Genomic DNA, 20,205 nt, shown 5'->3' with positions numbered 1-20,205 from the left:
GCCTTATTGAGCGGCCAGGTCCTGCAGGTAGCTATCGATATCGACTTCCAGCAGGCTATTGAAGATATTGGTAGCGACCATGGTGCCGCCGAAGCCGATCAGGTTGACGATGGCCGTCTCGTCGAACCGATCGTTGAGCCTGCCCCACAAGGCATCGTCCAATTGATTCGCGCGCTTGCCGCCGATGGCGCTGCCCAGTTCCGTGAGCAACTGCTCCGTCTCGGTCGGTACGAAATCACGAGGATCGACGCCCTCCGCCTTGAGCGCCTGACGGAAGAATGTGGAGCACAACAAGCAGTCCGAGCCGGTGGAAATCGCGTAGGCGTAGACATTGAAAGCCCGTTTGCCGAGCAGCGTGATCAGTTCGGCCTTGATTAGATAAGCGCCGTGATAGGCCTGGTGCGCTGGCAAGGAATGCAGGATCGTGGCCTTCATGTTAGTGACGCGACCGACGCGTGCAATTTCGTCGTCATAAGCCTGCTGACGTTGAACGTCGAGCGCCTCGCGTTCGACCCGTTTGATACGTGCCATGGGGTTCCTTCCAGAGGACGGTGAATGGGGGAATGGGTGAATGGGTAGTCAGGCGTGAAAACGCTGCGCACGGAAAGTGGCCAGTTCGAGGCGTTCCACCCGATTGAGGATTTCGTCCGCGACAGCTTCGCCAAGGAAGGGCGCCAGCGTGACACCGCTGTGGGTGATAACGCTGTAGAAGCCTTGCACGTCCCGCGCAGGCCCCACGGCCGGATAGTGGTCGGCCGGCAGCGCGCGCACGCCAACGCGTAGCGCTTCCGCTTGCACGCCGCCCAGCAGCGGCAAGACCTTGGCCGCGGCATGCAGTAGACGTTGCGCGTCGTCGAGATGTTGGGTCGGGCTCGCCTCAATCGGCACTTCGAGATCGTTGCGACAGATCAGCAGGCGCCCGGCACCATCAGGGCGGACATGTACTTCGGGGGAAAAGATCACACGCTTGACGGCATGCGCCAGCGGCGGCGTGAAAAGCATCAGTCCCGCCGAGGGCGTCAGGGGGATTTGCTGAGCCTCGGAAAAGGCCGGTTGCCCGGCCCAGCGGCCCGTGCAGTTGATAACCGTGTCGGCACTCAATGCCTCGCCGCTTTCGGTGTGCACACCGACGATACTGTCATCCCTGCGCAGCAGGCCTGCCACGCGGGTATGTGTGAGTAGGCGTACGCCTCTGGCACGGGCAGCCGCCAACAACGCCTGGCAATACACGGGGGGATCGACCCAGCCGTCGTCGGGGAAATACGCCACGGGCGCCTCACCGATGGCACCGACGTCGATATCCGGCTCCAGTTCGCGTACGCCCGCGTGATCGAGCCATTGCACACGGTAACCCCATGCTTGCCGAGTGGCGACCTTGCTGCGATAGCTATCGGGGCTACCATGCGTCCATTCCAACGTGCCGCCGCTATGCCACCACGGCGCGGACTCGAACTGCTCGCGCAAGGCAGCATGTGCGCGCATGCCGGCAACGTTAAGGTCGTGGTACGGGCGAGGGGCCTTGTTGAGTGAGTTTACCCACGCGAAAGTCGTACTGCTGGTGCCTCCCGCGATACGACCACTGTCGATCACCGTGACTGGCGCACCGGCGCGGGAAAGAAAATACGCGACCGAAGCACCGACGATACCGGCGCCGACAACGATGTACATGGAGGAGTTTTCCGGAAGACCTGCGGGATCGCGCGGCGCGAACGAGGACGTTGCAACGAAACCTCGCCACACGAATATGGCTGCAAAATATAGCCGCCTGGCCCCCTCCGGGAGAACCACTATTTTCGTATAAGAAAATTCAAAACTTGTTTGGCGAGCACGCTCGGATCTCGACGACTCGCCCAGTGTTCAATCCCGGAACGGATACCGCAAGCAAGGCCAACAACGCCAATCGGCCGAGCCGGGCGCGGCCGTCATTCATCACAGTTCGTTCGCCACACGCGCCGCATGCATCTTGATGCAGACGTCGGAACGTTTCAGCGTCACTCCAATGTGAACGAATCGAGAAACTGATCGACCTGTTCCTTGGATGGCGCTTTGGTCGCCATGACGACGATCTGATAGACATGATTACCGCGTCCGACGAAGCGCGCCGCAACGTAGCGCTCGGCCTTGTCGCTCGCCATGCCCTGCGCGGAGACGGCCAGCCCGGGCAATGCAGGGGCATCGCCCGCCTGGCGCACCATTACCTGCACGGGGGCCGCTGAGGCTTCGTTCACGTTCGCAAGCAAACCATGCTGCAACTCGGTGAGGACGGTCTGACGCAGCGTGGCGTCGTCGCTGGGGAGCGTCACAACGCCAACGGCGAAGAGCGCTGCGTCGACCCGCGCGGCCTGCATGCGCATCGGTAGCGCGCCGGACGCAAATTTCACGTCCCGTTCGTCCTGGGTCGGCTTCGCGGGATAGGTCACGGCGTAGGCACCGTCCTTGTCGTGAACCTCACGCCAATCGTAGCGGGGGGAACAGGCGGCGAGCACCACCGTCGTGGTGAGCATCAGACAGACACGGACAACGCGGTTCATGGACGTGAGTGAGAGCCGGAAAAGGGAAGCGCTCATTATCCGTCATGTGTTGCGGCAGGAAAAACACGTCATGACGCAGTCTGACCGATCCCGGTATCATCGGACGCATGACACGCGTAACCGTTTGCACTGCCCGCCGACTGTCTGCACCCGCCTCTGAAGGGCAGGACACCCCGCGCCCGTTGGCGCGCCGCCGTATGGGCCGCGCCACCCTCACGGACCAATCGGGCCGCGTGGATCTCGTGGATCTCGTGGATCTCGTGGATCGCGTGAGCTGCCTGAGCCACTTGAGCCACTTGAGCCACTTGGGCCACTTGGGCCACTTGAGCCACTTGAGCCACTTGAGCCGCTTGGGCCGCTTGGGCCGCTTGGGCCACTTGGGCCACTTGAGCCGCTTGGGCCGCTTGAGCCGGTTGGGCCGTCAAATAGCAACAACGCTGACATGGCTCACGGCGTGCCTCGTCGCGGGCACGGCCGTCGCCGCACCGGCATCGAGTGGCGCGAACGCTTCGTCCTCATTGAACACATCGGGCACATCGAACTCGTCGAGTGCTTCGACCGCATCGGATGCCGCAGGCATCTCCGGGCGCAGCACCGGCGCAGCGACATCCGGCGTCACACTGGCACAGGCCACCGGCGTCACCTATCCGCGCGAAGGCGCGACGTCTTCGAGCGTCGACAGCAAGACGGCAGCGCAGCAACAAGCGGCGGTACCGCTGGCAACGGATTTCGCTGCTCATGCACGTCGCGCGTCCTCGCTCGACGTGCCGCTGATCGTGCTGGTCTCGCTGCGCGATTGCGTCTACTGCGGCCCGATCCGTCAGCGTGAGCTCGCGCCGCTCGTGCGCAGCGGCAAGTACGAAGTGCGCGAGATCGGCATGGACAGCACGGCACCGGTGCGCGATTTCGACGGCACCACGACCACCGGCGTCGCCTGGGCACGTGCCCATGGCGTCAAGGTTTCTCCGACGGTTTTGTTCCTCGATACGAACGGACGCCCCGTCGCCGACCCGCTCATCGGCGCAGGCCTGCCCGACTTCTACGGCGCGTATCTCGACGACGCTATCGCCCGTGGGCGCGCCCGCCTGCACCCGGCCAGCGGTACCACGGCACGCTAAAGCCGCTCGCGGAGATTCAGAGTAGAATCGTCGTCACCCGACGAACCCCAATTACCCACACGGCTGTGTCATGAGCGCTACGACCTCCCGCAAGTCTCCCCTGGGCAAGATCCTCGCCGTCGCGATCATTGCGGTCGTGGCGATCGCCGCGTATTTCACCTTTGCCGGGCAAAAACGGGCGCCCGAGGCCACGTTCACCCTCCTCTCGGGTCAGAAGCTCGGCACCGATCAACTCAAGGGCAAGGTCTATCTGGTCAACTTCTGGGCGACAAGCTGCGTCACGTGCATGAAGGAAATGCCGACGATGGTGCAGACGTACGAGAAGTACAAGGGCCAGGGCCTGGAATTCGTCGCGGTCGCCATGAGTTACGACCCGCCGATGTACGTGATGAACTACGCGCAGTCGCGTCAACTGCCGTTCAAGGTCGCGATGGATTCCGATGGCAGCGTCGCCAAGCAATATGGCAACGTGCAGCTCACGCCGACGACCTTCGTTGTGGATCGTAACGGCAAGGTCCTCAAGCAATACGTGGGCGAGCCGGAATACGCCGAACTCAACAAGCTCATCGAGACGGCGTTGGCCAAGCAAGCCTGACGTCAACGCCACGCGTTACGGCATCTCCCAAAACAAAAGCGCCCTGCGGGGCGCTTTTTGTTTTGGTCGACGGGCGCCGCAACGACTCAACGCCCCCCTTCCCCACCCTCACCATGCCCGCGCGTGTGCAGGCCGTAGCGTTTGAGCTTTTCATACAGCGTCGCCTTCGGCACATGCAAGGCCTCGGCCGTCGCCGCCACGTTGCCCTTGCTGTGCTCCAACGCCTCTTGCAGCACGGCACGCTCGAAGCGCTCGACCTGCTCCTTGAGCGGCAGAGGCGCCAGCGAATCGCCCTCGGGCGCGCTCGCCACACCGAGCACCAGACGGTCCGCCGCGTTGCGCAATTCGCGCACGTTCCCCGGCCAGTCCGACTGCAACAACTCCTGACGCATCCGATCGGACACCACCGGCGCGGGACGTCCGTAACGCACCGCCGCGTCGAGCATGAAGTGTTCGAACAGCGGCAGGATATCTTCGCGACGCTCGCGCAGCGGCGGCAACGCGAGCGTCACCACATTCAGGCGGTAATACAGGTCGCGACGGAACGTCCCCTCGCGCACCAGCGCCTCCATGTCGCCCTTGGCCGCCGCCACCACGCGGCAATCCACGCGAATCGACTGGTTGGAGCCCAGCCGCTCCAGCACACCGTCCTGCAACACGCGCAGCAGCTTGACCTGCAACGCAGCAGGCATGCTCTCGATCTCGTCGAGAAACAGCGTGCCGCCCGACGCATGCTCCAGCTTGCCGATGCGGCGCTTGGCCGCGCCGGTGAACGCGCCGAGTTCATGGCCGAACATTTCGCTCTCGAAAATCGCTTCGGGCAACGCGCCGCAGTTCAGTGCGACAAACGGGGCGTCACGCCGGCGCGACAACTCGTGCAGGCTGCGTGCAACCAGCTCTTTGCCGGTGCCAGTGTCGCCGTTGATGAGCACGGGGGCATCCGTCATGGCGACATTGGCGATGAGCGTGCGCAGCGTCTCCATCGAGGGGCTGCGGCCGATGATGCGCGAGGCGCGTCCGCCCTGCTCCGCCAGTTCGCGCCTCAGCGCCTGGTTCTCCAGCATGAGCTTGCGCGTTTCGAGCGCGCGTTTGGCCGACTCGATGAGACGGTCCGGTGCAAAGGGCTTCTCGATGAAATCGTAAGCGCCGTCGCGAATCGCCTGCACGGCCATCGAAATATCGCCGTGACCGGTCACGAGGATCACCGGGACTTCCGGGGCATGCTGACGCAGATGGGCGAGCAATTCGAGCCCGCTCATGCCGATCAACCGGATGTCGGACACGACGATCCCGGCGAAATCCGCCGTGATGCGCTCGCGCGCGGCCTCGGCCGAGGCGAGTCCGAAGGCGTCGAGCCCGGCGAGTTGCAGGCTTTGCAGCGTGGCACGCCGCACGAGTTCATCGTCTTCGACGAAAAGGATCTGGAGGTTCTTGTACATCATGCGATTGTCGCGCCGGTGCCATGCACACGGCGCAGCGTCACGAGAAATTCTGCGCCACCGCCCGGAACGTTGCGTGCGACCAACTGACCGCCGTTCTCTTGTGCGATGGATGATGAAATAGCGAGTCCGAGCCCCATGCCCTGACCGCCCTCCTTGGTACTGAAAAACGGCTCGAACAGGCGCGGCATATGCGCCTGCGAAATTCCCGGTCCGTTATCACGCACGTAAATGCGCGCCCACAGGTCGTCTGCGTCCACATCGATCCAGATCGACGGCGGCGCGTGCTGGCCGGTTACGCTCACCACGGCGTCGATGGCGTTACCCACCAGGTTGATCAGCACCTGTTCGAGACGCAATCCTTCGCATGCGACCTGCACGTCGTCCAGGCCGCTGGCGAAGGTCGTCGTCAACTGGATACCGGCCAGACGCCCGCGCAGCAGCATCAGCGTGTTCTCGAGCGCCCGATGCACCGACGCCTTCATGTCGCCCCGCCGCGCCCGTCCGGCGAAGAGCCGCAACTGACCGGTGATCTTGCCCATGCGGTCGGTGAGCGACGCAATGGCCTCGAGGTTTTCCTGCGCGGCGTCGTACTCCCTGCGCTCGATCAGCACGCGCGTGTTGTCCGAGAAGCTGCGCAGCGCCGAGAGCGGCTGGTTGAGTTCATGCGTGATGCCAGCGGCCATCTGGCCCAGCGCCACGAGTTTCGACGCCTGGACGAGTTCGCTTTGCGCTTCGCGCAATTCATGTTCGGTGCGCGAGCGCTCCTGCACCTCCGTCTGCAATCGTTCGTTCGCCGACTGCAAATCGGCCGTGCGCTCAGCCACGCGCTCGCCCAGTTCGGCATACGCCGATTGCAGCAATTCGCGGCTCTTCAGCATGTCGCGCACGCGCTGACGCCGCTGATTCCACGCCACGCCCAGCAAGCAGGTGAAGGCCGCGAGGCACGCCGCGGCTACCGCCGCGATGCGGGCGTTGGCGATCACCTGATCGAGCGGGGCGAAGTACATGAGCGTCCAGTCGGGCTCGCCCAGCTTGCGCTGCACGGCGAGAAAGCGACGGGTCTTGCCCGCGCCGCGGCCGGCCCGGTCGTCACGCACGGTCACGACTTCGCCGTCGGCGTCGAGCCGCTCGTCTTCCGTCCAGGCGAGCGGCGTGATGTTCTGGTTGTAATACTGACGCGTGCTGTCGAGCGCCGCCTTCACGTCGGGCGCGAGTGGCGTGAGCGAACGATACTGCCAGCGCGGCTCGGACGACAGGAACACCACGCCATGATCGTCGGCCACGACCACCGGCTCGGAGGCATCGGCCCCGGCACGCTGGAACCACTCCAGGTTCAGCTTGACCACGACCACGCCACGAATCAGGCCGTCGACCAGAATCGGCTGGGAGACGAAATACCCCGGCTCGCCGGAGGTCGTCCCCACGCCGTAGAAGCGGCCGAAGGCACCCGCGATGGCGTCGATGAAATACGGACGGAAGCGATACTCCTGCCCGACGAAGGTGGCCTTCTCGCGCCAGTTACTGGCCGCGAGCGCGAGCCCGTTGGCATCGATCACATAGGCCGCCGACGCCTTGGCGCGCTGATTCACGTCGAAAAGATAATCGTTGGCGCGCTGCACGACGGCCCGATCGTCCGGATGCAAGAGCAAGTCGTGCACGTACGGGTGCAACGAGAGCAGATACGGCAGAAATTCGTAGCGATCGACGGTGCTGCGCAGACTGCCCGCGTAGCGCTCCACACGCGCACCGGCATTCACGCGCAGGTCGGCCACGCCGCGCTGCCAGCTCAGGGCGTACGTCAACCAGCAGAACAGGACACTCGCCAGCAACATGACGACGATCCATGACCAACGGCGCATCGGAACAGTCCTCTCAAGATCGATGGGGACTTCGTCGCGCCGGTAGTCCGCGGGGCTCGCAGGCGAAGCGGCACCTTGCGGGGCATGGCTCTGACGTGCGCGGATCGTGTTGTCGTGCGGGGTGGCCATTAGGGCGTGAGTCAAGAAATACGCCTTGTTGACGTCATTTTCCGGTCCGAACGATGGCGGCGGGCGGCGCGTGGGCCCCCCGTCGTCATCGCCAAACCCGTGCGCAATTCGATGACTGAAGGACCACCGGGCGGCGAAGCTCAGGCGCTATTGTGCCTGTGCCGCGCCGCCCGGTGGCGAACGTTACTTTGGCAGGGGTACGGAGGGTGTCACGCGAGAGGCATCGTGCCCGTTGCGCGCCACCCCGGTGGCCCCCGCCACCGGCCGTCAGGCCAGTTCCGGCTGTTGCGTGCCCGACATGGCGCTGGCCAGCTTCTTGCGGTCCAGTTCCTTTTCCCAGGCCGACACGACGATCGTGGCCACGCCGTTGCCGACGATGTTCGTCAGTGCACGGCATTCGCTCATGAAGCGGTCGATACCGAGAATCAGCACCATCCCGGCGACCGGGATCGTCGGAATCACGGCAAGCGTTGCGGCCAGCGTGATGAAGCCGGCGCCGGTCACGCCCGACGCGCCCTTCGAGGTCAGCATCGCCACGGCGAGCAGCGTGAGCTGTTGGCCCCAGGTCAGGTCGATGTTGGTGGCTTGCGCGATGAACAGCACGGCCATCGTCATGTAGATGTTCGTGCCGTCGAGGTTGAACGAGTAGCCGGTCGGGATCACGAGACCCACCACCGACTTCGAGCAACCGGCCTTTTCCATCTTTTCCATCAGGTGCGGCAGCGCAGCTTCCGACGAGCTCGTACCCAGCACGATCAGCAGCTCTTCCTTGATGTAAGCGAGGAAGCGGAAGATCGAGAAACCCGTGAACCTGGCGATCAGACCCAGCACCACGATCACGAACAGGAACGACGTCAGATAGAACGTGCCCATGAGCTTGGCCAGCGGCACCAGCGAGGCGATACCGTACTTGCCGATCGTGAAGGCCATGGCACCGAAGGCGCCCAGCGGGGCGACCTTGGTGATGATGTGCACAACGCGAAAGAGCACGCCCGACACGCTGTCGATCCAGCTCGTCACCACGCGGCCACGCTCGCCGATCGCGCCCAGTGCAGCGCCGAACAGGATAGCGATCACGAGGATCTGGAGGATTTCACCTTTGGCGAACGCGTCGGTGATCGTGTTCGGAATCAGGTGCAGCAGGAAGTCGGTGAACGTGTCGCCGTGCGCGGCCTTCGCGGCGTAGCCGGCGATAGCCTTCGGATCGAGCGAGTTGATGTCGACGTTGAACCCGGCACCCGGCTTGAGGATGTGGGTGGCGATCAGACCGATCACCAGGGCGAGCGTCGAGACGACTTCAAAGTAGATGAGGGCCTTGCCGCCAACGCGACCGACCTTCTTCATGTCTTCCATGCCGGCGATGCCGGTCACGACCGTACAGAAGATCACCGGACCGATGATCATCTTGATGAGCTTGATGAACGCGTCACCAAGCGGCTTCATCTCGACGGCGAGATCGGGCTTGAAGTGACCGAGCAGAATGCCGATGACAATAGCGAACAGCACCTGCACGTACAGAATGCGGTAAAAGGGTTTTTTGGTCTGGGTTTGCATGTTGTTTCCTCTTCAGGCGGCGGGGCAAGCCACCGCCCTTGTTATCAATCCGCGGTGACGCCGCGAATCTCGCTTTGCGCATAGCGCATTTGCTCCTCCATCACCATCTGGGCCAGCGCCTTCTTCAATTCATTGAATTCGCTGCCTGCCGTGTCTCGCGGACGGGGTAGTTCGATGACCACGTCCCGCTTGACCGTGCCCGGCCGGTACGTCATGACGACGACCCGATCGGCCAGATAGATCGACTCCTCGATACTGTGTGTGACGAAAACGATCGTCTTCTTGAATTCCTCCCAGATGCGCAGCAATTCGTCCTGCAACGTGCGACGCGTGAGCGCGTCGAGCGCGCCGAACGGCTCGTCCATGAGCATGATCGGGCTGTCGAGCGCGAGCACGCGGGCAATGGCCACGCGCTGACGCATGCCGCCCGACAGGTCACGCGGAAAACGGTCGCGAAACTCGCGCAGGTTGAGCTTGCCGAGCAGCAGGTCCACGCGCTCGTTGATCTCGGCGCGGCGCATTCCCTTGATTTCCAGGCCGAAGGCGACGTTCTGCGCCACCGTCATCCACGGAAACAAGGCGTACTCCTGGAACACCATGCCGCGATCCGGGCCGGGCTGCGCAGCGGCGTCCGCACGACCGTCGATGCGAATCGCACCGGAAGTCGGCTGCACGAAACCCGCAAGCGCATTGAGCAGCGTCGACTTGCCGCAGCCCGACGGGCCGAGCAGGCAGACGAACTCGCCCTCGCCGATGCTCAGGTCGATGTCCTTGAGTGCGTCGACGACACCGCCGGGCACAGGGAATTGTTTGTTGACGTTATCGATTTGAATCAGCATGTGTGTCGCCTCACTTGGTTTCGAGACCACGGTGCCACTTGAGCAGGTGGTTGTTGAGACGATCCATGCCGAGGTCGATCACCAGACCGAGCAGGCCGATGGTCAGCATGCCGGCGATGATCTTGTCGGACCACATGTACTCGCGCGCTTCCAGAATGCGGTAGCCGAGGCCGTTGTTCACGGCAATCATCTCGGCCACGATCACCACGATGAACGCCGTGCCGATACCGATACGCACGCCGGACAGGATGTACGGCGTGGCGGCCGGCAGAATCACACGGCGGAAGATCGTGAGCTGGCTGGCGCCGAGGTTGCGCGCGGCGCGCAGATAGATGCCGTCCACATGACGCACGCCGGCGATCGTATTCATCAGCACGGGGAAAAACGCGCCCAGTGCGATAAGGAAGAACGCGGGGGGATTGCCCAGACCGAACCAGAGAATGGCGAGCGGGATGTACGCGATCGGAGGAATCGGACGCACCACCTGCACCAACGGATTGAACAGACCATAGACACGCGAGCTCGTGCCCATGAGCAGGCCAAGCGGCAGCGCAATGCCCGCGCCGACGAGAAAGCCCATCACAACGCGGTACAGGCTGTGCGTGGCGTCCATGAGCAATTCGCTCGATTGCAGCCACGCGGCGAAGCCTTCGGCCATCGTCACGGTCGGTTTGAGGTATTGCCACCACTTGGCCACAACAGCGACCGGCGACGGGAGAATGATCGGGTTGATCCACTCGAGGCCCGTGACGATCTGCCAGATCACCACGACCGCGAGCGGAATCAGCACACCGCGCAACATGCGCGCGGTGCGTGAGGCACCCGAATGAGCAAGCACTTCGGCCATCCGTTCGCCTCGCCTTACTTGATGTTCAGCTTGGTTTTCGCCTTGGCGAGCAGGTCGAGCTTGACCCAGTCGTCAGCCTTCGGCACCGGATCCTGCAACTTGCCCACGCCGTACTTCTTCATGAGGTCGGTCGTGAGCTGCACGTGCGAGGTGCTCAGGTCGTAGCTATACGGCGAGTTGCCGATAGCGTCCGTGAAGTCCTGCGTGGTGATCTGGTTCTTGAACATGTCCTCGCGTACGTACTTCTCGGCCGCTTGCGGGTTCTTGATGAAGTAGTCGGTCGCTTCAACGAACGCGTACATCAGGCGTTGCGCCACGTCCGGCTTCTCCTTGTAGAGCTTCTCGGTGATCACGAGCGCACGCACCGGCTCGCCGATCGGCGTGTCGTACGGCTTGAGCACTTCCACACCGAAGCCCTTGTTGATGGCTTGCGAGGCCTGCGGCTCGGACTGGCACATGGCGTCGATGCTGCCGGCAGCGAGCGCCTGATTCAGATCGGCGAAGGCCATGAACATGATCTGCACGTCCTTGCCCGGCTGATCCGACCACGTGAGACCGGCCTTGGCCAGTTCTGCGTACAGAATCAGTTCCTGAGCGCCGCCACGGGCGACACCCACTTTCTTGCCCTTGAGATCGGCCACCTTGGTGATCGGCAGACCCTTCTTCGCCACGAGACGCACACCGCCCTTGGCGAAACCGGCCACGGCGTAAATCGGCGCCCCCTGCGCACGACCCGCGATAGCCGCGTCAAGCGCGCTTGCCGACACGTCGATCTGACCCGCCACGATTGCCGGCATGATGTCCACGCCCTTGGCAAACATGCGCTCTTCAATCTTCAGGCCGTACTTCGGCCCGATCACCTTCATATACGACACGGCGCCGTAGTGGGCGAACTTCAGATTCCCCAGACGCACCAGATCGTCGGCAAACGCGTGTAACGAAGCGGCGCATAGCGCAGCGGCGGCAAGACATTGCTTGAACATACGGTCTCCTCTCTTATTGGAACGGCTTGCTCGACGTTTTTCCGGATTCCCGTTGAGATTCCAGACAACGCGGCAGCACGCGCGTAAGAAAGCAACATCTATGCCAATATGTTAAGTCGTTGATTTTATTGTGGGAAGTTGTGGAAAACCCGAAGTTTGGTTATACGAAAAACCAGAAAACCAGCGGAGATAGTTTCCGGAAGTCCAGAAAATCAGGCGAAATTGGGAAATTTCTCGCGAGGTCTCAGGGCAAATCCTGAGTCGAACCGGTCACAACGGTCCGATGAAATAATCGGAAGCTCTCTGCACTACCCTCGCGGGACAGCGGGGGTATTTCGAAGAGAGGTGAGCAAAAGAGTTCGGGCGTCGGCGAACGACGCCCCTGAACGTCAACTCAAGCCATTACGCCGACAGCGCTTCCGGCACAGGCGTGTGATAGCCGAGTGCGGCGGAAATTTCCGCGGCGCAAGCCGAGAGGCGCGACGAGATGTCGGGCAGCAGCGCGCGCGTCATGCGCGAGGACGGGCCGGACGCCGAGAGCGACGCGATCACTTCACCTGACGCATCGCGCACCGGCACCGCCACCGATACGGCTTCCGGCGCGAGTTCGCCGAAACTCACGGCGCAGTCCTGACGTCGCACGTTGAGCAGTTCGGCGGCCAGTTCGTCGCGCTCGATCAGCGTGCCTGCCGTGAAGCGCTTGCGCGGGCGGCCCAGCACCTGCGCACGTACGTCGTCCGACGCGAACGCCAGCAGCACACGGCCCGATGCGCCCACGTACAGCGGACGACGGTTGCCGACCACGCCGTGCACGCGCAGCTCGTGCGTCGATTCGACGCGCGCCACGCACAACGATTCGAGACCGTCGCGAACCCGCAACTGAATGTTCTCGTTGAGCGCGCGATTGAGCGCCTGCAGATGACGATGCGCCACCTTCACCAGATTGACCTGCTCGTGCCCCGCCACACCCAGCACCAGCGCCTGCGCGCCGAGCACATAAGTGACCGGGCTGCCCTCGCGGACCACCCAGCGGTGCTGCTCGAGCGTCGCCAGCAGACGAAACGCTCGCGACTTGTTCAGGCCGGCGCGTTGCGCCAGTTCCGTCACACCCAGGCCGGGGCACTCCCCGACCAGCGACAGCAGCGAAAGCGCCGTGTCGACTGAAGCGACTGTGTAGTCCATCTCAAACTTCCTCGCTATGTTGTTCGGCATAGGCGGCGAGCGCCGCCGCAAATTGGCCAAGTTGCGATTGCAACGTCGAAAAGCCGTCATGCTTCTCGCCGTACGATTCATTCAGGTAAAGCGCCTGGTTCAGCTCGATCTGCACGCTGTGACGCCGCTCGCCGGGACGCCCGAAGTGACGCACCAGATCGCCGCCGCGATACGGCGCGTTGTAGGCCACGCGAAAACCCAAGCGCGTGAATTCGGCCATCACCCAGCGCGAGAACGCCGGATCTGCCGTGGTGCCGTCGGCGTCGCTCACGATCACGTCCGGGCGCGACATGCCCGCATCGGGGTCGAGCGCACCGCCGCGCGAATGCATCGAATGACAGTCGAGATGCCAGACCACGCCGTGACGCTGCCAGGCGTCGTCGAGCGCGTCGCGCAGCGCGTGGCGATAAGGCAGGTAGTAGTCGTGAATGCGACGTTCGACCTCGGCCACCGTCAGACGCCGGTCGTAGAGCGGGACGTTGGGTGCGGCAAACCGGTGCAGCAGACCGACACCTCGTTCGCTGTAGGCTTGCGGACGTGCATCGTGCGGCCACATGCTGGCGAGCAACTCGGGATCGATGTCGTATTCGGTGCGATTCGGGTCAATGTAAGCGCGCGGGAAAAGCGCTGCGACGAGCGTTGCGCCGTGATGCGTGGCCACAGACCACAGTTCGTCGACGTAGGGGTCGCCGCAGGCGAGAACAGCCGCCGTCGGGGCAATCGTGTCGAAATCCGGTGGAAACACATGACCGCTGTGTGGCGCGTCGATCACCAGAGGCAAATGCTTCCCCCGGCCCACCGAGCCACTTTGCGGCGCTTCCACAAAAAATCGGCCCTCAGTGACCTGACGGGACATGCTGCCTCCTGGCGTGCATCCGGAACATCCGCCTGCGAATAACCCCAGCAGGCGCATTGTTTTGCCAAGCAAAACAACGTATCAATATTCTGAAACAACACCCGAATGCCGACAAGGTGACGGTTGTTACAACATATTTCGAAGGAGATCGGGCATTGGCCCGGGTGCGAGGAGGATCGTTTGCCGACGATCAGCGCAGATGACGGTGTGTATCGGGGATGTTGGTCGGCATCTGTCAATGCCGGTCGTGCGTATCGCCTAGCGAACCGAACACAGTTTGTGACGTCTCGTAATGGACGGTGGGCCGCTCGCTAAGGGTAGGGTTGCGGCGAGGGCCAAGGCTTTGGGCGCACGAGACGTCATGCCTGCCTGGCAATGTTCGTGTCGTCCCAATGAAAAACGCGAACCGTCTTTCGACGATTCGCGTTCTCTGCTGCTATTTCACTCAGCCGACAAGCGGTGTCATGCCTGCTGGGTCAGCTCACCAAGTCAGCCGGCCAATCAGATGGCGTCGGCCACGCCGGCTTCGTGGGCCTGCACGTCGGCGTGATAGCTCGAGCGCACCATCGCGCCCACTGCGGCGTGCGTGAAGCCCATCTTGTGAGCCTCTGCCTCGAACATCTTGAACGTGTCGGGCGTCACGTAGCGACGCACCGGGAGATGGTGCTCCGAAGGCTGGAGGTACTGGCCGATCGTCAGCATGTCGACGTTGTGGGCGCGCATGTCGCGCATCACTTCGAGAATTTCTTCGTCCGTCTCGCCCAGGCCGACCATCAGGCCCGACTTGGTCGACACATCCGGATGCGCCGCCTTGAACTCCTTCAGGAGGTTAAGCGAGTGCTGGTAATCCGACCCCGGGCGCGCTTCCTTGTACAGGCGCGGCACCGTTTCGAGGTTGTGGTTCATCACATCGGGCGGTGCGGCATTGAGAATGCCCAGCGCGCGGTCCAGACGGGCGCGGAAGTCCGGCGTCAGAATTTCGATGCGGGTTTGCGGCGAAAGCTCGCGCACGTGGCGAATGCAGTCGACGAAGTGCTGGGCACCGCCGTCACGCAGATCGTCGCGATCCACGCTCGTGATCACCACGTACTTCAGGCGCATTGCGGCAATGGTCTTCGCGAGGTTGAGCGGCTCGTCGGCATCGAGCGGATCCGGGCGGCCGTGACCCACGTCGCAGAACGGGCAACGGCGCGTGCACTTGTCGCCCATGATCATGAACGTGGCCGTGCCCTTGCCGAAGCACTCGCCGATGTTCGGGCAGCTCGCCTCTTCGCACACCGTATGCAGGTTGTGCTCTCGCAGAATCTGCTTGATCTCGTAGAAATGGGAGGTGTGGGTGGCCGCCTTCACGCGAATCCAGTCCGGCTTCTTCAGACGCTCGATCGGCACAATCTTGATCGGGATTCGGGCGGTCTTGGCCTGGGACTTTTGCTTGGCGGTGGCGTCGTAGTCGCCGTCGATCGTGCGAACTTCCTTGTTCGCGGTGTCGTTCTGAGTCACGGTGGTCATGATGGGGGCTTTCCAGACGTCCAATCAGGCGGCGGCGTTTGCGCTGGCGGCCGGATCGGCCTGCGGCGCGGCATCAGTCGTCGCGGTGTGCTGTTCGAGGTGTTGACCGAGTTGCTGCGCCAGTCGCGCAGCCACTTCGTCCCAGCGGGGAGCCACGCCGAGCGTGGCCATGTCTACGGTCTGCAAACCGGCGTAACCGCACGGATTGATCCAGTCGAACGGCCGCAGATCCATCGCGACGTTAAGCGACACGCCGTGATAACTGCATCCGTTGCGGATCTTCAACCCGAGCGCGGCGACCTTCGCACCGGCATGCGCGGTGGTGCCGTCGCCCTGACTCACATAGATGCCCGGCGCGCCGGCCCGGCGCTCAACGTCGAGATTATACGCTCCAAGGGTGTCGATCACCGCCTGCTCGATCAAGCGCACCATTTCGCGTACCCCGAGCTTGCGTCGGCGCAGGTCGACGAGCAGATAGATCACCACCTGGCCGGGGCCGTGGTACGTGATCTGTCCGCCACGGTCGACTTTGACGAGCGGGATACCGGTATTGGCAACAAGCAGGTGAGCGGGATCGCCGGCGAGTCCGAGCGTGTAGACGGGTGGATGCTGGACGATCCAGAGCTGGTCGGGGCCGTGCGCGCCACGGGCGTCGGTGTACGCGCGCATGGCGTCGAACGAGGTGGCGTAGTCTTCCGTGCCGCGCCAGCAAACTTCGATCGGGGAGGTCATGGACGCAATTTTAACGAAACCGGACCGGTCGTGCTCGAAGCGCATCGCCCCAACCCGGCGACACTCGGATGTTGCCCGGGCGCAACGGTTTGCCTCGGCCGAACGCACGATGCGGCCTGGAATAACGTCAGGCAGCCCCTCGCGCCTTAAACGCCCTGAAGCGGCCAATCGCCTTTTTCATCAGCCTGAATCGGCTTGAATCGGCTGGAGGCGACCTTAAGCGGCCTTTCTCGCAGGCACACCCCCCAATCCCAGCGCATACCAACCGGCGGCTAGCAAAATCATCACCCCGCCGAGCCACTGCGTGGGATGCAGCACGATCCCGAACGCCAGAAAGTCGACGGCGACGGCCACCACCGGGTACACGAAGCCGAACACCGCGAGGCTCGACGTCGACGCCTTCTGAAACGCGCCATACAGCAGCAGATACATGAACGTCGTGTGAAAAAGACCCAGCGTCACGATGGCCCCGATTTCGCGCGGCGCCGACGGCAAATGCCGGAAATCCGCCATCCAGACGAACACGACGGCACCGATCACCATATGCAGCGCGGCGATGATCTCGGGGCGGATCGTACCGGCGAGCTTCTTGGTGAAGAGCGTGGTCGCGGCGTATAGCGACGCGGCGGCCAGCGCACTGGCCACCCCGATCAGATACCCCGCGCCATGCACACCGCCCGGCTCGGCCAGAATCACCAGCCCCGCGAACGCCACGCCGAGGCAGCCCAGCGTGGCCAGCGACGGCCGGTCACGCGTGACGACCACGCTCGCGAGCACCAGCAAAAAAGGCTGCACGTTATAAACAACCGTCGTGATCCCCACCGACGTCAGCCGGTAGGCCGTAAAAAGGAAATACCAGTTCGAGACCAGCGTGATGGCCCCGAGCACGACGTTCACGATCTGCCAGCGCGCCATGCGCAACCCGCGCCAGTAGCCGCGATAAGCGCACCACGCGCACAGGCTGAGCGCACCGATCAGGCAGCGGAAAAACACCACGTTCAGGGCCGGCTGCCCCGACATCAGCACGAAAAAACCGATCGTGCCGGAGATCACCATGGCGGCGATCATCAATAGACGGCCAAGGCGTTCGTCGGTTTGCGGGTTTTTCAGCGAGGAAGAAGACACGGGTGCGGAGGGCGAAGCTTGACTCATCGGAAGGACACTTCTCTTGTTTCGGTGCGTTATCGGCTATTTTCGATTCGATTATTGCGCGTCTTGTTATGAATAAAATTAACAACCGAGACGCCTGCCTCGTCGCCTGAAACGAAACACGCGCTCTTTGGCAGTCCTTGCCAGAGCGCGCGTGAGTGACGCAAGCGAGGCGACGCAGGGCAGACTTGCGTGCTTCGTCAGGCGGCGGCCGTGCAGGAGGTGACTTCGCGGGCGGCACGGCGGCCGGCCAGCCACTTGCGCAGCATACGCGCCAGCGGAAAACGGCGGGCGACGTCACGCTCCAGCTCGGCTTCGGCAATCTCGTCCGACGAAACCCAGTAGCGGCGTCCCGGTTCGACGGCAAGGCGCTGGCCGGGCATCAGCCAGTAATCGCGCGGATCACCTGCCCGCGTCACCCAGACGGCCGCGCCTCGCGCGACAAGCGTATGCTCTTGGTGCAGATCGAGCGTCACCACTTCGCCCGGACGAATTCCGTAGAAGTACTGCACCTTCGTTAGATGGTTTTGCATTTTACGACCCCCACTCAGTGCGAGACAATGACTGAATCATAGGGACTGACAAGCGCCGCACCAAACGACATATTTTCACGGCCTTGCAAATAAAGCTCACATGGACCTTCGGAGACTTCCCAACCTGAGCGCCTTGCGCGCCTTCGAGGCGGCTGCCCGCCTGGAGAGTTTCTCGCGCGCGGCCGAGGAGCTGTTCGTCACGCACGGGGCGATCAGCCATCAGATTCGTGCGCTGGAGCAGGAGCTCGGCACGACGCTCTTCGCACGCAACGGCAAGCGCATCAGTATTACGCCGGCGGGACGCCAATACGCCGTGTCGATTCGCGCCGCGCTCACCGACATCGCGCAGGCCACACGCAAGCTGCAAGCCGGCACGCGCAGCGAGCGGCGGCTGGTGCTCACGACCATGCCGTCGTTTGCCAGCCGTTGGCTCACGCCGCGTATCGGCCGCTTCATCGACCGGCATCCGGAACTGGAAGTGGAATTGCGGTGCAGCGCCCAGTTGACCGACTTCGAGCGCGACGACGTGGACATCGCGCTGCGCATGGGCAAAGGCAATTGGCCGGGACTTCACATCGAGAAAGTGCTCGACGACGTGTTTTTCCCCGCGTGCAGTCCGTCCTATAACGACGGGAATCTGCCGCAGACCGCAGAAGACTTCCGTAATAGCACGTTGCTGCGCTCGCAGGACGAGCCGTGGTCGCCCTGGTTCGCGTCCGCAGGCTTCGACCTGCCCGAGCCGACGCAAGGGATGATGTACGAGGATTCGGGGATGCTTTCGCAGGCGGCCATCGTCGGTCAGGGCGTGGCGCTGGTGCGGCGTTCGCTGGCGATCGGCGACATCATGGCGGGACGCCTCGTGCGGCTGTCCGACGTCGATACGCCGTGCGAGTGGGATTACTACTTCGTGTGTCCGCCCGCGGTGCTCGAGACGCAGCGCGTTCAGGCGTTCAGGGCGTGGTTTCTGGAGGAGGTCGCGGCGTTCGAACTGGTGAAGCACACGCTTCGCCGGCCAACGCAGCCGAGCCGCGCCGCACTCGCGGCCGGCATGGCCGCCACCGCCGGCGAGATGACGACGCACGCGCAACTGGGGCTGGGGCCCGAAATGCCGCCCGACGACGGCGCGCCGACGCACGCCTGAACCCCGTGCGTCGCGTGTGCCGCGTGTGCCGCTATCCCCGTCACATCCCTTACAGGACGACCTTGACCATCGGATGGCCGGTCAGCTTGCGATAGATGTCGTCGAGGTGCGCTTGCGAATGCGCCCGCACCGTCACGGTCAGCCCGAGATATTTGCCCGAACTCGACGGGCGCATTTCCACCTTGGCGGCGTCGAATTGCGCGTCGAACTCACGCAGCAGCTCCACAATGGCCTGCGCGAAACCGTCCTGCGCATGCCCCATCACCTTGATCGGGAAGTCGCACGGAAAATCGATCAGACTCTTCTTCTCTTCCGTCGTCATAGTGCCTCCTTGGCGCGTTGATACGCCGCATAAAGCGCGCGGAAGACGGGGCCCGGCTTGCCATCGCCCACCGGCTTGCCATCGAGCGTGACGACCGCCAGCACTTCCTTGGTGGCCGACGTGATGAGCAGTTCATCGGCGTCGCGCACCTGCGCCTCGCTCACCTCGCGCTCCTCGAAGGCGATGCCGCATTCGCGCGCCAGCGTTTCGAGCGCGCCGTAGCGAATGCCTTCGAGAATCCGATTATCGCGCTGCGGCGCGGCCATTGCACCGTGCTTGATCACCCACACGTTGCTCGACGACGCCTCGGTCAGCAAACCATCGCGGAACTGGATCGTTTCCTGCACGTCGTGATCCGCCGCGTACTGCGCCATCAGCACATTCCCCAGCAGCGACGTCGACTTGATGTGGCAGTTCAGCCAGCGACGGTCTTCATGCGTGACCGCGCCTACGCCCTGCTCCACCTTCTCGCGGCTCGGCAGCGTGAGCGGCGTCGCAATGCCGAACACCGTCGGTGCGACGTCCTTCGGGAACGTGTGCTGACGCGGGGCAACCCCGCGCGTGACCTGCACATAAACGCTGTGCGGGTCGGCCGCACACGTGGCCGACAGACGCGCGAAGAGCGCCTCCCATTCGGCACGCGTGTACGGATTGGCAATGCGGATCTCGGCCAGGCTGCGCTCCAGCCGGTCGAGATGCTGCGCCAGACGGAACGGCTTGCCGTGATAGACCGGCACAACTTCGTAGATACCGTCCCCGAAGAGGAAACCTCGGTCGAGAACGGAAATCTTCGCGTCGGCGAGCGCAATCAGTTCGCCATTGAGCCAGACGGGGGCCTGATCGATGCTCATGGC

General features: G+C 63.3%; 20 protein-coding genes. 3 read left to right on the top strand and 17 right to left on the bottom strand.

The genetic code is table 11. From position 1 onward, the window contains the following. Positions 1 to 3: 3 nt before the first annotated feature. The 3 genes from ACIPHM_RS05975 to ACIPHM_RS05965 all read right to left on the bottom strand — a co-directional run bounded on the left by ACIPHM_RS05975 (position 4) and on the right by ACIPHM_RS05965 (position 2,567). Entirely contained in the window at positions 4 to 531 is a 528-nt protein-coding gene (locus ACIPHM_RS05975) for a hypothetical protein (RefSeq protein ID WP_400325524.1), read from the bottom strand. A gap of 48 nt (positions 532 to 579) precedes the next feature. Then, positions 580 to 1,668: an NAD(P)/FAD-dependent oxidoreductase gene (locus ACIPHM_RS05970; RefSeq protein WP_400325521.1), complete on the bottom strand. Its 1,089-nt coding sequence runs from the start codon at positions 1,666 to 1,668 to the stop codon at positions 580 to 582. Positions 1,669 to 1,991: 323 nt separating this feature from the next. Next, positions 1,992 to 2,567 (bottom strand): hypothetical protein, encoded by a 576-nt coding sequence (locus ACIPHM_RS05965; protein ID WP_400325519.1) that lies wholly within the window; start codon positions 2,565 to 2,567, stop codon positions 1,992 to 1,994. A 377-nt stretch (positions 2,568 to 2,944) separates the two neighbouring features. On the opposite strand from ACIPHM_RS05965, the gene ACIPHM_RS05960 reads away from it, so the two are divergent. Both ACIPHM_RS05960 and ACIPHM_RS05955 read left to right on the top strand, forming a co-directional pair. After that, the gene (locus ACIPHM_RS05960; protein WP_400325516.1) at positions 2,945 to 3,649 is read left to right on the top strand and encodes a hypothetical protein; all 705 of its coding nucleotides are present in this window, start codon (positions 2,945 to 2,947) and stop codon (positions 3,647 to 3,649) included. A gap of 70 nt (positions 3,650 to 3,719) precedes the next feature. Further along, positions 3,720 to 4,244 (top strand): TlpA disulfide reductase family protein, encoded by a 525-nt coding sequence (locus ACIPHM_RS05955; RefSeq protein WP_400325514.1) that lies wholly within the window; start codon positions 3,720 to 3,722, stop codon positions 4,242 to 4,244. An 86-nt stretch (positions 4,245 to 4,330) separates the two neighbouring features. Here the strand turns inward: ACIPHM_RS05955 and ACIPHM_RS05950 are convergent, their stop codons facing one another. From ACIPHM_RS05950 to ACIPHM_RS05895, 12 genes are all read right to left on the bottom strand, one after another. Beyond that, on the bottom strand, positions 4,331 to 5,683 hold the full coding sequence (locus ACIPHM_RS05950) for a sigma-54-dependent transcriptional regulator (protein ID WP_400326519.1): 1,353 nt from the start codon (positions 5,681 to 5,683) through the stop codon (positions 4,331 to 4,333). After that, the gene (locus tag ACIPHM_RS05945; RefSeq protein ID WP_400326516.1) at positions 5,683 to 7,674 is read right to left on the bottom strand and encodes an ATP-binding protein; all 1,992 of its coding nucleotides are present in this window, start codon (positions 7,672 to 7,674) and stop codon (positions 5,683 to 5,685) included. The genes ACIPHM_RS05950 and ACIPHM_RS05945 overlap by 1 nt, the downstream gene beginning before the upstream one ends. 267 nt (positions 7,675 to 7,941) lie before the next feature. Next, positions 7,942 to 9,228 (bottom strand): dicarboxylate/amino acid:cation symporter, encoded by a 1,287-nt coding sequence (locus tag ACIPHM_RS05940; RefSeq protein ID WP_400325511.1) that lies wholly within the window; start codon positions 9,226 to 9,228, stop codon positions 7,942 to 7,944. A 44-nt stretch (positions 9,229 to 9,272) separates the two neighbouring features. Beyond that, a complete protein-coding gene (locus ACIPHM_RS05935; RefSeq protein WP_400325509.1) occupies positions 9,273 to 10,067 on the bottom strand; it encodes an ABC transporter ATP-binding protein in 795 nt (264 codons plus the stop codon). Positions 10,068 to 10,077: 10 nt separating this feature from the next. Beyond that, the gene (locus ACIPHM_RS05930) at positions 10,078 to 10,914 is read right to left on the bottom strand and encodes an ABC transporter permease (RefSeq protein WP_400325506.1); all 837 of its coding nucleotides are present in this window, start codon (positions 10,912 to 10,914) and stop codon (positions 10,078 to 10,080) included. Between the two features lie 14 nt (positions 10,915 to 10,928). Next, entirely contained in the window at positions 10,929 to 11,897 is a 969-nt protein-coding gene (locus tag ACIPHM_RS05925) for an ABC transporter substrate-binding protein (protein WP_400325504.1), read from the bottom strand. A gap of 402 nt (positions 11,898 to 12,299) precedes the next feature. Further along, positions 12,300 to 13,079, bottom strand: a complete 780-nt coding sequence (locus tag ACIPHM_RS05920; protein WP_046290609.1) for an IclR family transcriptional regulator — start codon at positions 13,077 to 13,079, stop codon at positions 12,300 to 12,302. Between the two features lies 1 nt (position 13,080). Then, positions 13,081 to 13,965, bottom strand: coding sequence for an N-formylglutamate amidohydrolase (locus tag ACIPHM_RS05915; RefSeq protein WP_400325500.1), 885 nt, complete (start codon positions 13,963 to 13,965; stop codon positions 13,081 to 13,083). 501 nt (positions 13,966 to 14,466) lie between these two features. After that, entirely contained in the window at positions 14,467 to 15,474 is a 1,008-nt protein-coding gene (gene lipA / locus ACIPHM_RS05910; RefSeq protein ID WP_400325497.1) for a lipoyl synthase, read from the bottom strand. Between the two features lie 24 nt (positions 15,475 to 15,498). Then, positions 15,499 to 16,206 carry a lipoyl(octanoyl) transferase LipB gene (gene lipB / locus ACIPHM_RS05905; protein ID WP_400325494.1) on the bottom strand — a complete coding sequence of 236 codons (708 nt, stop codon included), beginning with the start codon at positions 16,204 to 16,206 and terminating at the stop codon, positions 15,499 to 15,501. Positions 16,207 to 16,422: 216 nt separating this feature from the next. After that, the gene (locus tag ACIPHM_RS05900; protein WP_400325491.1) at positions 16,423 to 17,358 is read right to left on the bottom strand and encodes a DMT family transporter; all 936 of its coding nucleotides are present in this window, start codon (positions 17,356 to 17,358) and stop codon (positions 16,423 to 16,425) included. A gap of 197 nt (positions 17,359 to 17,555) precedes the next feature. Continuing rightward, positions 17,556 to 17,888 carry a DUF2917 domain-containing protein gene (locus tag ACIPHM_RS05895; RefSeq protein WP_400325488.1) on the bottom strand — a complete coding sequence of 111 codons (333 nt, stop codon included), beginning with the start codon at positions 17,886 to 17,888 and terminating at the stop codon, positions 17,556 to 17,558. 100 nt (positions 17,889 to 17,988) lie between these two features. On the opposite strand from ACIPHM_RS05895, the gene ACIPHM_RS05890 reads away from it, so the two are divergent. After that, the gene (locus ACIPHM_RS05890; protein ID WP_400325485.1) at positions 17,989 to 19,029 is read left to right on the top strand and encodes a transcriptional regulator GcvA; all 1,041 of its coding nucleotides are present in this window, start codon (positions 17,989 to 17,991) and stop codon (positions 19,027 to 19,029) included. A gap of 49 nt (positions 19,030 to 19,078) precedes the next feature. Here the strand turns inward: ACIPHM_RS05890 and ACIPHM_RS05885 are convergent, their stop codons facing one another. Beyond that, positions 19,079 to 19,351, bottom strand: coding sequence for a DUF493 family protein (locus tag ACIPHM_RS05885; protein ID WP_400325482.1), 273 nt, complete (start codon positions 19,349 to 19,351; stop codon positions 19,079 to 19,081). Further along, on the bottom strand, positions 19,348 to 20,196 hold the full coding sequence (locus ACIPHM_RS05880; RefSeq protein WP_400326513.1) for a D-amino acid aminotransferase: 849 nt from the start codon (positions 20,194 to 20,196) through the stop codon (positions 19,348 to 19,350). The genes ACIPHM_RS05885 and ACIPHM_RS05880 overlap by 4 nt, the downstream gene beginning before the upstream one ends. Between the last annotated feature and the right edge of the window lie 9 nt (positions 20,197 to 20,205).

This window comes from Pandoraea sp. NPDC087047 (assembly GCF_044745225.1).
Classification (GTDB): Bacteria; Pseudomonadota; Gammaproteobacteria; order Burkholderiales; family Burkholderiaceae; genus Pandoraea.
This window is presented reverse-complemented; position numbering and strand designations above follow the sequence as displayed.

Excerpts from the sequence above, each read along its gene's own strand:
- ACIPHM_RS05975 (WP_400325524.1), bottom strand. The coding sequence starts at position 531 with ATGGCACGTATCAAACGGGTCGAACGCGAGGCGCTCGACGTTCAACGT.
- ACIPHM_RS05970 (WP_400325521.1), bottom strand. The coding sequence starts at position 1,668 with ATGTACATCGTTGTCGGCGCCGGTATCGTCGGTGCTTCGGTCGCGTAT.
- ACIPHM_RS05965 (WP_400325519.1), bottom strand. The coding sequence starts at position 2,567 with ATGAGCGCTTCCCTTTTCCGGCTCTCACTCACGTCCATGAACCGCGTT.
- ACIPHM_RS05955 (WP_400325514.1), top strand. The coding sequence starts at position 3,720 with ATGAGCGCTACGACCTCCCGCAAGTCTCCCCTGGGCAAGATCCTCGCC.
- ACIPHM_RS05950 (WP_400326519.1), bottom strand. The coding sequence starts at position 5,683 with ATGTACAAGAACCTCCAGATCCTTTTCGTCGAAGACGATGAACTCGTG.
- ACIPHM_RS05945 (WP_400326516.1), bottom strand. The coding sequence starts at position 7,674 with ATGGCCACCCCGCACGACAACACGATCCGCGCACGTCAGAGCCATGCC.
- ACIPHM_RS05940 (WP_400325511.1), bottom strand. The coding sequence starts at position 9,228 with ATGCAAACCCAGACCAAAAAACCCTTTTACCGCATTCTGTACGTGCAG.
- ACIPHM_RS05935 (WP_400325509.1), bottom strand. The coding sequence starts at position 10,067 with ATGCTGATTCAAATCGATAACGTCAACAAACAATTCCCTGTGCCCGGC.
- ACIPHM_RS05930 (WP_400325506.1), bottom strand. The coding sequence starts at position 10,914 with ATGGCCGAAGTGCTTGCTCATTCGGGTGCCTCACGCACCGCGCGCATG.
- ACIPHM_RS05925 (WP_400325504.1), bottom strand. The coding sequence starts at position 11,897 with ATGTTCAAGCAATGTCTTGCCGCCGCTGCGCTATGCGCCGCTTCGTTA.
- ACIPHM_RS05920 (WP_046290609.1), bottom strand. The coding sequence starts at position 13,079 with ATGGACTACACAGTCGCTTCAGTCGACACGGCGCTTTCGCTGCTGTCG.
- ACIPHM_RS05915 (WP_400325500.1), bottom strand. The coding sequence starts at position 13,965 with ATGTCCCGTCAGGTCACTGAGGGCCGATTTTTTGTGGAAGCGCCGCAA.
- lipA (WP_400325497.1), bottom strand. The coding sequence starts at position 15,474 with ATGACCACCGTGACTCAGAACGACACCGCGAACAAGGAAGTTCGCACG.
- lipB (WP_400325494.1), bottom strand. The coding sequence starts at position 16,206 with ATGACCTCCCCGATCGAAGTTTGCTGGCGCGGCACGGAAGACTACGCC.
- ACIPHM_RS05900 (WP_400325491.1), bottom strand. The coding sequence starts at position 17,358 with ATGAGTCAAGCTTCGCCCTCCGCACCCGTGTCTTCTTCCTCGCTGAAA.
- ACIPHM_RS05895 (WP_400325488.1), bottom strand. The coding sequence starts at position 17,888 with ATGCAAAACCATCTAACGAAGGTGCAGTACTTCTACGGAATTCGTCCG.
- ACIPHM_RS05890 (WP_400325485.1), top strand. The coding sequence starts at position 17,989 with ATGGACCTTCGGAGACTTCCCAACCTGAGCGCCTTGCGCGCCTTCGAG.
- ACIPHM_RS05885 (WP_400325482.1), bottom strand. The coding sequence starts at position 19,351 with ATGACGACGGAAGAGAAGAAGAGTCTGATCGATTTTCCGTGCGACTTC.